Source organism: Paenibacillus sp. UNC217MF, assembly GCF_000686865.1.
Classification (GTDB): domain Bacteria; phylum Bacillota; class Bacilli; order Paenibacillales; family Paenibacillaceae; genus Paenibacillus_B; species Paenibacillus_B suaedae.
The window spans coordinates 31,960-45,079 of the sequence record NZ_JMLT01000024.1 but is presented as its reverse complement, the minus strand read 5'-3'; the positions used below and the strand labels follow the sequence as shown (position 1 = coordinate 45,079).

General features: G+C 42.2%; 11 protein-coding genes. 10 read left to right on the top strand and 1 reads right to left on the bottom strand.

Annotated elements, in window-relative coordinates:
- Nucleotides 1-20 precede the first annotated feature (20 nt).
- From BP95_RS0113910 to BP95_RS0113865, 10 genes are all read left to right on the top strand, one after another.
- Nucleotides 21-827 (top strand): gluconate 5-dehydrogenase, encoded by an 807-nt coding sequence (locus BP95_RS0113910; protein WP_021254845.1) that lies wholly within the window; start codon nucleotides 21-23, stop codon nucleotides 825-827.
- Nucleotides 828-980: 153 nt separating this feature from the next.
- Entirely contained in the window at nucleotides 981-2,777 is a 1,797-nt protein-coding gene (locus tag BP95_RS0113905) for a DUF2264 domain-containing protein (RefSeq protein WP_021254846.1), read from the top strand.
- A gap of 126 nt (nucleotides 2,778-2,903) precedes the next feature.
- Complete coding sequence (locus BP95_RS0113900) at nucleotides 2,904-4,091, top strand: glycoside hydrolase family 88 protein (RefSeq protein WP_021254847.1); 1,188 nt, start codon at nucleotides 2,904-2,906, stop codon at nucleotides 4,089-4,091.
- Between the two features lie 224 nt (nucleotides 4,092-4,315).
- A complete protein-coding gene (locus BP95_RS0113895; protein WP_231515112.1) occupies nucleotides 4,316-5,932 on the top strand; it encodes a sensor histidine kinase in 1,617 nt (538 codons plus the stop codon).
- On the top strand, nucleotides 5,907-7,502 hold the full coding sequence (locus BP95_RS0113890) for a response regulator transcription factor (protein WP_021254849.1): 1,596 nt from the start codon (nucleotides 5,907-5,909) through the stop codon (nucleotides 7,500-7,502). Before BP95_RS0113895 ends, BP95_RS0113890 begins: the two co-directional genes overlap by 26 nt.
- Before the next feature lie 38 nt (nucleotides 7,503-7,540).
- A complete protein-coding gene (locus BP95_RS0113885) occupies nucleotides 7,541-8,344 on the top strand; it encodes a hypothetical protein (RefSeq protein WP_028532499.1) in 804 nt (267 codons plus the stop codon).
- 556 nt (nucleotides 8,345-8,900) lie between these two features.
- Complete coding sequence (locus BP95_RS0113880) at nucleotides 8,901-9,317, top strand: GntR family transcriptional regulator (RefSeq protein WP_021254851.1); 417 nt, start codon at nucleotides 8,901-8,903, stop codon at nucleotides 9,315-9,317.
- Nucleotides 9,314-10,000, top strand: a complete 687-nt coding sequence (locus tag BP95_RS0113875) for an ATP-binding cassette domain-containing protein (RefSeq protein ID WP_021254852.1) — start codon at nucleotides 9,314-9,316, stop codon at nucleotides 9,998-10,000. Before BP95_RS0113880 ends, BP95_RS0113875 begins: the two co-directional genes overlap by 4 nt.
- Nucleotides 9,997-10,842 carry a hypothetical protein gene (locus BP95_RS0113870; protein WP_028532498.1) on the top strand — a complete coding sequence of 282 codons (846 nt, stop codon included), beginning with the start codon at nucleotides 9,997-9,999 and terminating at the stop codon, nucleotides 10,840-10,842. Before BP95_RS0113875 ends, BP95_RS0113870 begins: the two co-directional genes overlap by 4 nt.
- 24 nt (nucleotides 10,843-10,866) lie before the next feature.
- Nucleotides 10,867-12,072 (top strand): hypothetical protein, encoded by a 1,206-nt coding sequence (locus tag BP95_RS0113865; RefSeq protein ID WP_021254854.1) that lies wholly within the window; start codon nucleotides 10,867-10,869, stop codon nucleotides 12,070-12,072.
- A gap of 188 nt (nucleotides 12,073-12,260) precedes the next feature.
- Here BP95_RS0113865 and BP95_RS0113860 read toward each other — a convergent pair whose 3' ends face one another.
- Entirely contained in the window at nucleotides 12,261-12,968 is a 708-nt protein-coding gene (locus BP95_RS0113860; protein ID WP_028532497.1) for an alpha/beta hydrolase, read from the bottom strand.
- Between the last annotated feature and the right edge of the window lie 152 nt (nucleotides 12,969-13,120).

Here is a 13,120-nt window from a genome sequence, read left to right as displayed (position 1 = left end):
AGAGAGGGGAGTATGAAGAGTTGTCACAATTTTCGGTAGATCAATTTCGCCTTGATGGCAAGGTAGCTCTCGTTACAGGTGCAGTGTATGGGATCGGATTGGAAATGGCATGCGCTATGGCGCGTGCGGGTGCAAAAATTGTATTTAATGCTCGTGAGCCAGAAACGGTAGAGATCGGTATGGCTGCTTATAAGGAAGCCGGCATTGAGGCGCATGGATATGTATGCGACGTGACCGACGAGCCAGGTGTACAAGCGATGGTGCAACAGATTGAAGCGGAAGTTGGAGTCATTGATATTCTAGTCAACAATGCTGGCATTATTAAGCGGATTCCAATGACAGAAATGACTGCGGAAGAGTTCCGTGAAGTCATTGATATTGACTTGAACGGACCATTTATAGTTTCCAAAGCGGTTATTCCAGGGATGATTAAAAAAGGTGGCGGTAAAATAATTAATATTTGCTCGATGATGAGTGAATTAGGACGAGAAACGGTGTCTGCTTATGCTGCTGCCAAAGGCGGCCTCAAGATGCTAACCCGCAATATCGCTTCTGAGTATGGCCAATATAACATCCAATGTAATGGTATCGGACCAGGCTACATTGCTACGCCACAAACAGCGCCGTTGCGTGAGCTTCAAGCTGATGGCAGCCGTCATCCGTTCGATTCCTTTATTATTGCGAAGACACCTGCAGAGCGTTGGGGAGAAACTCAGGATTTAGCAGGTCCTGCGGTATTCTTAGCTTCGCCAGCTAGTGACTTTGTCAATGGACATATTTTATATGTTGACGGTGGAATCCTTGCCTATATTGGTAAGCAGCCTTAATTTCGAATAGTAAGATGAAAATACTGAGACTAACAGGAGTACGTTGCTGTTAGTCTTTGTAATTTATCTGTGTACGATTGAGTTATGAGGTTTGTTGTGCTGTGAAAACTGTTGAAGGAAGCGTGAATAATCGTGATGGAGAAAATACGTAGCATGCAGTGGAATCATCGTGACGATGTAGCGGAAGCCCTATTGACGTTAGTAGAGCCGTTAAGGTCAAGGTTAGCAGAACAGCCTGGACACTTAGCATTAGGAAGCCACGGCACGGTCTATACCGAAAATCGCAGAGATGCCGAAGGATTCTTACGAATCCTGTGGGGATTGGGGCCTTTCCTCGTTCATTATGATGACGAGCAGCTTCAGCGTCAATGGATGCGTGGACTAGCGGAGGGTTGCAACCCACACAGCGAGCATTATTATGGCAAGACGATGGATGGCGATCAACTGCTGGTCGAGATGGCTTCTATCGCGACTACACTGCTGCTTGCACCACAAAAAACTTGGGATACTCTTTCGAAGACAGAACAGCAGCATTTGGCGGACTGGCTATGGCAAATTAATGAACGCCGTTTGGCACCGAATAACTGGCACTTCTTTCGCATCTTAGTGAATGTGGCACTGAAGCGGCTTGGCATGAAGTATTCTCAGGAGAAGATCGAAGAAGATTTTGCCCTGATTGAGTCTTGCTATGTTGGCGATGGCTGGTATTTTGACGGAGTGGATCAGCAGTTTGATTATTACATCCCATGGGCGTTCCATTATTATAGTTTAATCTACGTTACGTTTATGGCGGATGAAGATCCGGAGCGGGCAGCTAGGTTGAAAGAGCGGGCTATTCTTTTTGCGCGCAGCTATCAGTATTGGTTCGATAGCAAGGGAGAAGCGATTCCTTTCGGTCGCAGTCTAGCGTATCGATTTGCGCAAGCAAGCTTCTGGAGCGCGCTTGTGCTGGCCGACGTTGAAGCTCTGCCATGGGGCGTCATTAAAGGGTTGTATGCGCGCAATATGCGCAGCTGGATGAATCATAATATTTTTACGACAGATGGCGTGCTAAGCGTAGGCTATCACTATCAGAACTTGGTGATGGGCGAGGGCTATAACGGTGCGGGTTCCCCGTATTGGGCATTCAAAAGTTTCTTATTGCTTGCTGTTTCGGAAGACCATCCTTATTGGGAGGCAGAGGAAGTAGAGCAAGAGGTATCACCAGGCCGGCTGCCGCTGCCGAGCATGAAGGCGTTGATTGAACATACGCATCATTCACAACATGTGCTTATGTATCCGGTAGGTCAATTTATTGGCTATCAGAACCATGCTTGCGCCAAGTACTCTAAATTTGCCTATTCGACTGTATTTGGCTTTAGTGTGCCGCGCAGTAATTATTACTACTATGAAGGTGCTTTTGATAGTGTGCTTGCTGTTAGTGAGGATGGCGTACATTTTCGTGATAAGCCGCTTGATTCGAGCTATGAGCTGCATGAAGATCGACTTATACATAACTGGAAGCCGCAAGTCGGAGTTACGATTCGCAGTACGATTATCCCTTGTGGTGACAGCCATGTACGCATACACGAGTTGGAAACTAGCCGTGCCTTAATTGCCTATGATGCCAGTTTCTCAGCGCCGTTCGCCACGGTTACCAGTGACGACACAGCCGTAGTCAAGACAAGCTGGGCAAGTTACGATTCGCCTGTTGGGAGCACCATCGCCAAGGCGGTTAGAGGATTCACACAAGCGGAGATGATTCGCACCGAGCCTAACACCAATGTATTCTATGAGCGTACTCTGATGCCTGCACTGCGAGCTGAACTTCAGCCAGGGACACATTTATTAGTTAGTGTGATGGCAGGAGTTCCTGCTGGTTGTGAGTCGCAGCTGCCTGAGGTGAGGCTGACATCGGATCGCGTAATTGTGCACCATAACGAGCAGACGACAACGGTTAAGGTGAAATAGAGGAAAGCGAATACAACAAAAAAGTCAAAATTGTTCACATTTCACACAAATTAAGGCGTACATTCTGCGGAATGTATCCGCTATCATAAGAAATGCATTGAGTTATTTTTCTGGGAGAGGGCTGAAATGCAGATGTCTACAGAGGGAACGCAAACAACGGTCATGCAAGCAATTAAGCTTTACACACAAGCAATTGAAAATATTCTAGCGAAGACGCTGAACAATATTGATAAGTTTGGAACTCAGTTTCCGCATGTTAGCCTTAATGGGAAATATCAACTGAATGATAACAACGACTGGACAAATGGCTTCTGGTCGGGAATATTGTGGTTATGCTATGAATATTCACAAGATGAGCGTTATCGGCAGGCAGCAGAAGCTACAGTGGCTAGTTTCCGTCAGCGCTTTGATCAAAAAGTTGTATTGGATCATCATGATATTGGCTTCCTATTTAGCTTGTCTTCCAAAGCGCAGTGGATCATAACAGGCGATAATCGTGCTCGTGAGCTGACACTGGAGGCAGCTGATCATTTATTGAATCGTTGGCGTAACACGAGCGATGGAAGCGGATACATTCAAGCTTGGGGAACGAAAGATAACGAGCAAGAAGCGGGTCGTATCATTATCGACTGTTTGCTTAATCTGCCATTGTTGTATTGGGCAAGCGAACAGACTGGTGATCCAAAGTATCGAGAAATTGCAGAAATCCAAGCAGAGAAAACGCGGCGCTATATCGTTCGTGGAGATGATAGCTCATACCATACGTTCTTCTTCGATACCGAGACGGGGGTTCCAATCGGCGGTGCGACTCATCAGGGCTATAGCAACGGTTCGACGTGGACGCGGGGGCAAGCTTGGGGCGTATATGGCTTTGCACTTTCCTATCGTTATACGGGAAATGCAGCATTTTTGGAGACATCTAAGCGTATGGCGCGCTATTTCCTTGAGCATTTGCCTGAGGACAGTGTTGCTTATTGGGATTTCAATGCGCCTGTAACGGCTGATACGTATCGCGATAGTTCAGCTTCAGCGATTGTGGCTGCCGGACTGGTGGAGCTTATCTCACATTTGGATGCTGCTGACCCCGACCGTCCTTATTTCGAGAAGATGCTGACAATCAGTATGGAGTCGCTGATTACCAACTATGCTACGATTGGTGACGATGCAGCGGAAGGTTTGCTTAAGCATGGCTCGTACTATGTCCATGGTGGTTTGTCTCCTGATGATTATATGATTTGGGGCGATTATTACTACTTGGAAGCGCTCATGCGACTTACACGCGGTATTCCTGGCTACTGGTATGAGCGTAAATAGAAATAGGAAATAAAGTCGATGATTTGGCTTGAACAGTAACGGAAATGTTGAAGGATTAAAGGAAGGGAAGTGACGCTAACCTCATGTTCCATTTAACTTACTATAAACGAATGTTACTTTCCTTCATGCTATTTATTATCGTACCGATGGTTGCTGTATCTGCGCAATCTTTTTATCTAATTAAAGAATCGATGCTGGATAAGTTGCATGCAACGAATGAGAACATGTTGAACGTAATCGGTGCAGAATTTAGCAAAACAATCGATGATGCTACATTTGCCTCCCATTTCATTGTCAACGATGCAGGCTTCAAAACTAGCTTACGTCAATTCGCTGATGTGAAGCATTTAAATAGTTTTGCAGATTATGAGAATTTCTCACAAATCAAAGCTGTATTTTCGCTTATCAATTCAAAAACGTTGAATAGGCAGACGCAGATGTACTTAATTAACCGCCAGCATTTTATTATCCCTTCAGGAGATGATGAACCGGCGAAACTACTACCACATTTACCTGAATTGTATAGCAAAATTAATTTCCAGCAGCCAGAAAGGCTGCAGTGGTTAGGACTGCTCGAGGACAAGGGAGCTAGTAAATATTATATTGCTCGTGTCATCTATGATCGCGTTAGTAAAGAGCATACGGCCGTGCTGCTGATTGGAATTGAACAGTCCTATTTCGAGAAAGCATTACAATCGGTGAAGTCATGGGATGTTGCTCTCTTGGATGAGCATGGTGACCGGATTGCTGGCTCAACACAATTGCTTGCATCCGATTCAAATAAGGTGGACGATCGAATGCGCTCGGAAGTCGTGCTGAGCAAAAACGGGTGGAAGCTTGTGTATGAGATGAGCAACAACACGTTTAGAGGCATCATTTCAAAGACGCTTTATATCGGTTCTGCTGAAGTCATGCTTTTTGTCATTATATTCTCTTTGTTTGCACTGCTGATCTCTAAACGATTGCATCGTCCAATTGAGCAATTACAGCAGGTTGCAGGACAATTTGGCAACGGTAAGCTAGATGTTAGGCTGCAAGTTAAGGGAGATGATGAGCTAGCAACGGTTAGCAAGACGATTAACTTGATGTTGGATCAGCTGCAGCAATCCATTTATGATATGGAGCGGCAACAGGAGCAGAGACGAGTGTTGGAGCTTGAGGCGCTGTTTATGCAAATTCGTCCCCACTTTCTGTTGAATACGCTTAACTCAATTAAGTGCAGCCTAATGTTGCAGAAAGATCGCCTGCATAGCGGCATGATTGACTCTTTAATGAGCTTACTGCGTGCCTATATGAATTTCAATGCACTATCAACACTGCAAGAAGAGTGTGAGTTAATGGGTCACTACATTGATATTATGCAAATGCGCAGTGATATTCCAATCCAACTGCAAGTCGATGTAGAGCCGCAATTGCAGATGCTTAAGTTTCCAAAGTTATTACTACAACCGTTAGTTGAAAATGCAATTTTACATGGGTTTGTCGATACTGATGTAGATATAGAGGGCAGTGATAGTGGGCGCCAGCAATCTCAAATTTGGATCTCCGTCTATCAGGACGCGGATACCATCGTCATTGAGGTTGCCGACAACGGAGCAGGTATGGATGAGTCTTTGTTGCATCGCCTGAATGAAAGTGTGTTACGTTGCAGTGATGAACCTGATCCAAGTTATAAGCGGGTCGGATTGGTTAATGTTGCTCAACGCTTGAAACTATCTTTTGGTTCAGAGGCTACGCTTTCTTTTGCTCCTAACAGGTATGACGGTATAACGGCACGAATGCAGATTCCAGTGACATCAAGCGGGGGGACCACCAGTGATATACAAAGTGATGCTTATTGATGATGATGTGCCAATGCTCAAGCTATTGCAGCAAATGATTGATTGGGAACAATTACAGTTGAAAGTTGTAGCTGCCACCTATTCCAGCGTAAAAGCAGTACACCTATTTCAGCAGACCGTTCCAGATATTGTGATAACAGATATTGGCTTGCCACAAAAAAATGGGATTGAGTTAGCCGAACAGTTTCGCCAACTCAAACCTGACGTGCGCGTCATTTTCTTAACCTGTCATGAAGACTTCAACTACGCGAGACAAGCACTTAAGCTTCAAGCTGACGATTATTTAATTAAAGATCAGTTAACAGAAGAGCAGTTGCAACAAAGTTTGCATAAGTCGCTGCGCTTACTGAAAAAACAATCATCGTCTGTCAGTGTACAACCTTCAAGCTACAATCAACAGTTGCTCAAGCAAGGTTTATTGCAGAGTGTGCTTGATCGAACGAATGTTGACGAAATCCTTAAATATGCTGCTGGCATTGGAGTAAGGTGGAACTGTCCCTGGTATATGCTCAGTCTTGTGCATGTACAATATGCTAGTTACGATGAACATTACTCACAGCAATCGTTATCGTTAATTTGCTATGCCGTCTACAATATTGCGGAAGAATTAGCACGCAAGTTCGAAGGGATTACACCATTTTTGCAGCAACAGCATCTTGTCATTGTGTATAACTATCACGATAATTTAGCAGATAACACCGTGTTGCACTTCAACAGCTATTTGCAAAAATTGAAAGAGCGAGTTGCCCAATATATGAAATTGCAGCTTGTAAGCGTCATGGTAAGTGATAAGCTGCAACTTAAGCAAATGGGTACTTGTTATCACTCCTTATTGCGCCATAAATATGAGTTCTATGTTGGGGAGTCGATGCAGATTGCCGATCGCCAGCAGGCGATAGGATCAACATGGCTGCAATTGCCTGCAGGGGAGTTGGACAACTATAAAGTTGAACTGAAGCAGGCGCTAGCTATTCATGATATAGATGGCATACAACGTATTATCGGGAGTATGAAGCAACATTTTCAAGCAAGGATGATTGAACCTGCTTCATTCATGCATGAGCTGCAAGTCTGCTTACGCGAGCTGACGATTGCAGCTTCGGTTAGACTCGATGAAGCGATCTTCAATTATATAGAGCAGTCACGAACCCTTGTTGATGTGCTTGCATTAGCGGAACGCACGCTAACCGCAATGGCTATGCCTAGCGATAAACAAGGGAAACAAGGGCAAGGTACACTAGCTAATAGCTATGAACCTAAGTTACAGCAAATTCAACATTATATCGAACAAAATTTAGCTGATAGTATTACTTCCATTGATATTGCGCGCTATCTGTATTTGAATCCAAGTTACTTCTCACGCTATTTCAAACGCATGACGGGCAGCAATTTCACGGATTATGTACATCAGTATAAGATGAACATTGCTTCACAAATGTTGAAAACATCTGGGCATACGTTGGAACAGATCGCACTGACACTAGGTTACTCAGACCGTACCTATTTCTCTAAAGTGTTCAAGAAGTATATGGGCGTGACACCGAGTGAGTATAAGAACGAATGCTCGTAAATCTATCAAAAATAACGGAAGAAAGAGATGATCATCTTATGACACCACTAACGCAATTTACGATTGAAATTCACGATGCAAATCATACCGTATTGGCAGCTACGTCTGATCAGGGGCAAGCCCAGCTTGTATATCATCAGCCCTATCAAGAGGGTGACCAAATTGTTGTAAAGAGCGAGCATCCCAATCAATATGTAATGTTGCAGCTTGATGATACGATGCCAGAAACGTTCGTATATTTAGCGACAACTTGCTATCGGCTTACGATTCCATTTGGAGAGAAGAAAATCTCCTATAATCCGAAATCATATAGTGGTGACATCCATGCCCTTAGTGTGCGTCTAGCGACTGAAGTGGAAATCTCCAGTTACAAAAATGTAGCGCTTAATCCGTTCGACCAACATGAGAATGACAGTTGTTATCCGCATGCGATTGCGAATGTGGAGACGCGTGGAGAGTCCGTGTTTGCCGCACGCAATGCCATTAATGGCAATTGTTTTAATGCAGGTCACGGGGCATGGCCATTTGAGTCGTGGGGCATTAACCAGCAAGATGATGCTGAAATGAGCGTGCAGTTTGGACGTACTGTAGAAATTGACTGCATTGCTCTAACGCTGCGAGCAGACTTTCCTCACGATAACTACTGGGAGCAAGTAACCGTCTGCTTCTCAAACGGTGATTGTGAGACGATTCATCTAACGAAAACGCATGCCAAGCAGGTATTTAAGCTTACGCCGCGTCAGGTAGAGTCATTGACAGTAAAGAACTTAATCAAGTCCGACGACCCGTCGCCGTTCCCTGCTCTAACGCAAATTGAAGCTTATGGCTATGAAGTAAAGTGAGCGAAAAAAGATATAGAACCTAACCTGTTGCAGACAGGGAGGTCTATATCTTTTTTTTTGGTGATGTTTTAAAACAATGTTGAAACTATATACCTTTTAAGGGAAGACATTTTGACGTCCCTTAATTCGCTTTTAAAGAAGATTATACATTAATCATTTTTTATACCTTTGTCTACAATAGTATGAAACTGGCAAGTGATCGCCTAAACAAACAGTGCTTGGCTCAAGCTGTTTAGCAAAAAAACGATAAAATTTGAATTGGAGTAGTCTACAGTTTTTTAGGTTCAAACATTATGAAATTGATTCATTTTAGTATGGGCTGCCTAGTGCAGCTCTTTTTGGTTCATTATTTATTGTAGCTAGGGAAGTAATCATTACAGGGATTAGACTTCTCTATTTATATTTTTTTGGCACGAAATACAATGGCTTAGAACGATAACCCCAGAAGCCTGTGCTCGAAATCAAACTATTGACACAAAAGTGTATTACACGTATAGTACACGCATAAGATGTATGAACCACTTAGTACACACACTTACCGTATGGAGTTGGTTGCATGACAGAAGAACAAAAATTAGGTGTCAGCTTTAATGTTCGAGAACCGGTATATATTCAAGTTGTCCGCTACTTTAAGGAACAGATTGCTACAGGGCAAATCGGAGCGGGAGACAAAATTCCTTCACGGCGTGAACTGGCATCAGTAATGAAGATTAATGCGAACACGGCGCAGAAGGCATATAAGGAGATGGAGGAACAGGGTTTGATCGTAACAGAAGGAAATTCACCGAGTCGAATTACACAGGATCAGCAAATACTAAGCTCGATTCGTGCTGAATTAATCGAAAGTGCAGTGGATATATTCATCAGTTCCATTCGGAATATTCAAATTCCAGTTGAAGAACTAGTAGATATCATAAAGACAAAATATACATCCGAGCGAAAGTTATCCCCAGAGGGTGGTGACACAAAATGATCCAAGTGAATCAGATGGTGAAGAATTATGGATTTAAGAAGGTACTTAATGGCGTTAGCTTCACTGCTGCCAGGGGAGAGATTACCTGCCTGATCGGAATCAATGGTGCCGGGAAGTCAACGGTGCTGAAGTCCATCATGGGACTGACACCATACAAAGGTGAAGTCTTAATCGATAATGTATCACTAACACCTGTGATGTATGAGAAAATTACTTTCATTCCAGATTCGTTAACGATGCCCTCCAATATGCGAATTGCTGATTGCTTGAGCTTTATGACTGACTTTTATCGGAATTGGAACGCTGAACGTGCAAAGGAATTGCTTAAGTTCTTCCAACTGAGCTCTTCGGATCGCGTATCCTCATTGTCGAAGGGAATGGCTGCGAAGTTAAATTTGTTGCTCGGACTTGCCTTGGATTGTGATTACATCCTAATGGACGAACCGTTCTCGGGGATTGATATGTTCAGCCGCGAGCAAATTGCTGATGTGTTCACGAGTGAATTGATCGAGGATCGTGGTGTGATTATTACAACTCATGAAATTAACGATATTGAGTATTTAATTGATAAAGCGGTCTTGCTACAGCACGGGAAGGTAGAACGTGAATTCTACTGTGAAGAAGTTCGCGAGCAGGAAGGTAAGTCCATTACGGACGTAATGAGAGAGGTGTACATAAAATGAGAGCTTTTGTGAAGCTATTGAATTTTGAAATGAACCGATTTGCCAAAATATATATTGGACTCATGGTGCTGACAGCCGCCTTGCAACTTGCAGCAGTCGCCATCGGTGCTAATCATTGGCTGGATTCTGCGAATGAGGCAATGAGAGTGAATCAATGGACCCTTGAGCAATATCACAATGTGACTGGATATATTCAGCTAAACAGTACGGTGTATGATCACTATAATAAACTTCTATATTTCGGATCCATATTTTTGAGCATAACAGTGCTGCTAATATATAGCTGCTTCATCTGGTACCGTGACTGGAGAGGTAAAAATACGGTAGTATATCGCCTGCTCACGTTGCCGTCCAATCGGGCGAATTTGTATTTTGCCAAGCTGGTTACGATCTTGCTATTCGCCTTTGGATTTGTCGCCCTGCAAATTGTCCTTGTTCCACTGGAGAATTTGATAGCACAGTCGATTCTTCCTGCTGAATTATATCGAAACATCTCGGTATTTGATTATTTGAAGCATCCTACTGTGCTTAAAGTTCTGATTCCGCCCTACTTTTCTGAGTTTGTACTATACTATGGACTGGTCATTACGGGCTTGATCGTCTTGTTCACAGCGATTCTAATGGAGCGGAGCTACAGACTGAAAGGGATCGGCTTTATCGTACTATACTTTGCGGTTCTAGCTGGATTAGCCTCAATACCCTATCTTATGGGTTATAGCAGATACGATAGCTACTTCTATCCAGGAGAAATCATAGGCACTTGTCTCGGATTAATAGTGATCATTGCTGGAGGTTCGCTTTGGTACAGCTTGTATCTATTGCGTAAGAAAATATCGGTATAATTGAAGGGTTATGGAGGTTAAGGTATGAGAAAATATATGGTTAACGCCATTCTTGTAGTGTTCGCGGTTATTACAATCGGGACGTATTATGTACAAGCTTCACAAGAGACACCACCTAATTATAAGCTGACGATGGTTCAAGGGGATGCTTCTCTCGTTGAAGGTATAGCTTTATACGGAAATTACATGAGTAAGGATAGTGTTTTTGGCATCGAACGAGCTTATATCACTACAAATGGTACAGATTATCCACATGAAAATTTAACGATAAGCCAAAGCTTAAACCGAAGACCAGTGAAAACGCAATTGGATAAATGGGTGGATCAGCATCGTCAGTTCATGCGTGGGAAGAACAACTTAGCTGGGTTCTATGAAAATCAGGACATACTTGCTTATGTGAATTGGACCGTAGATAAGCAGCAATCCAATGATCCATCAGCGAAGAAGAATGCAGAGCTCAGTATTTCTGTGCTTAACAAGCAGAAGGACAATACACAGGAAATCAGATCCGATATCAATGTAGATCATGATGTTTCAGATATCTTTGTAGAAAATGTACAACTTGTTGATCAACAGCTTGTTGCAATGGTGTCTTTGATTCACAGTGCCAAAGGTTATGTATCTGAACCGCAGATTATCCGTGTTAATCTAACAACAAAGGAGATTACGAATGAGCCGCTCGCGTTACTAGGAGCTAAATCTGTAGCAGCAAATGGGGATAATCAAATCGTAAGGTTAGCTAATCAAAATTTGGATCACACGGATCAATGGATTTTAAGTGTTAGTAAAGATAATCATAAAAAGGCATATCAAGTGGATGTTAAAACAGGACAAATCTCGCCGCTCACGTTCAAAGGGCATGAAATGTTATTGAATAATAATATTATGTATGCCTATGGACAGAAAATTTATTTCCTGCAAAAAGCTGCATCGAGTAAGAAAAATATAGGATTCACTGTTATTTCTTACGATCTCGTGAGTAAAGAATATGAGACTACTCTGAAGAATTCAAATATAGATTTAAGTGAAAACATTACCTATGATTTTAAACAAGACTATCTCTATATTGTGGGTCATAAGAATTTTAAAGGTAATCGTCTATATGTATTCAATTTGAAAAGCGGTAACCTTGAATACGAAGGAAAAGCAGTATCAACAGAGGCTGCAAATCAGGCCGAAGATGAAGCTAACATGGATTTGAATTTTATCGATCTCGGCCAGTTAGAATAGAAAAATAGAGATAAAGAGATATAAAAAGGAAACAAAGGCCGAGCTAATGACTTCTAATAGTCAATTAGCTTGGCCTTTTAGTTGAAAACTAGAATACAAAAATGATGTGGAAACTTAAGAATTATCGGGTACGGACGGTTACCTATCCAGACATAGAAAAAGGAGTACCTCCCCAACTCTCGAATAGGTTATTCGTATATATGTTTTTTCAGCCATTGTCTGAAAACCTGCAACTGTTCCTCAGTATGGAAATAGTGTTCTCCATTCTCCATTATTTGCAAATTACAGTTAAAACGTTTATTAAATTCAGATACAACGTCAAACTCACATACGTTATCTTCTGAACCATAGAGAATGGAAGTTGGAATATTCCAAGCAACAATAGGATGTTCTTTCACATAACAGTAGTAGTCCCAGTAGAGAGTTTGTCCAATAGGTGTAGCAATTTCTTTCTCTATTTTTAATCTACTCTCACTTACGTTAAACCATGTCATCATATTATTTATAATACGTTCCATATTTACCACAGGAGAGAGAAACAAGCACTGCTTCAACGGCTCATGGCTATATGCTAATAGGCTAAAATACGCTCCCATGCTACAAGCAAAAAGGCTTATATGATTTGATAACGATTTTGCATAGGTCATAATTGTATGAAGGTCTTGAACACAGTTCTGAACGTTGCAAAGGTAAGTATCATCCTTACGATCACCATGTTGAGGTAAATCAAAGCTAAGCACTTGATATCCTAATGCTGTTGCTTCTTCTGCAAATACAATAATCGAGTCATCAGCCTTGTTTGACATGTTACCATGCACCACCACAAATAACTTATCTGATTTGTCACCCCACAAAATCGCTGGAATATTTTCTATTTTCAAATTATTTTTTATCATTATAATTTATCCTCCATGATATTAAATCATTGCTGATTTATTTAGTTGCAACACCATTAAACTAATTAGTGTTGAATGAAGTCAAAGAAATGGATTTCCCATATAATACCTCCGAACCTGTATATATGGCTTAATTATACTATGTGTTTTCT

Excerpts from the sequence above, each read along its gene's own strand:
- BP95_RS0113905 (WP_021254846.1), top strand. The coding sequence starts at position 981 with ATGCAGTGGAATCATCGTGACGATGTAGCGGAAGCCCTATTGACGTTA.
- BP95_RS0113900 (WP_021254847.1), top strand. The coding sequence starts at position 2,904 with ATGCAGATGTCTACAGAGGGAACGCAAACAACGGTCATGCAAGCAATT.
- BP95_RS0113895 (WP_231515112.1), top strand. The coding sequence starts at position 4,316 with ATGTTGAACGTAATCGGTGCAGAATTTAGCAAAACAATCGATGATGCT.
- BP95_RS0113885 (WP_028532499.1), top strand. The coding sequence starts at position 7,541 with ATGACACCACTAACGCAATTTACGATTGAAATTCACGATGCAAATCAT.
- BP95_RS0113880 (WP_021254851.1), top strand. The coding sequence starts at position 8,901 with ATGACAGAAGAACAAAAATTAGGTGTCAGCTTTAATGTTCGAGAACCG.
- BP95_RS0113875 (WP_021254852.1), top strand. The coding sequence starts at position 9,314 with ATGATCCAAGTGAATCAGATGGTGAAGAATTATGGATTTAAGAAGGTA.
- BP95_RS0113870 (WP_028532498.1), top strand. The coding sequence starts at position 9,997 with ATGAGAGCTTTTGTGAAGCTATTGAATTTTGAAATGAACCGATTTGCC.
- BP95_RS0113865 (WP_021254854.1), top strand. The coding sequence starts at position 10,867 with ATGAGAAAATATATGGTTAACGCCATTCTTGTAGTGTTCGCGGTTATT.
- BP95_RS0113860 (WP_028532497.1), bottom strand. The coding sequence starts at position 12,968 with ATGATAAAAAATAATTTGAAAATAGAAAATATTCCAGCGATTTTGTGG.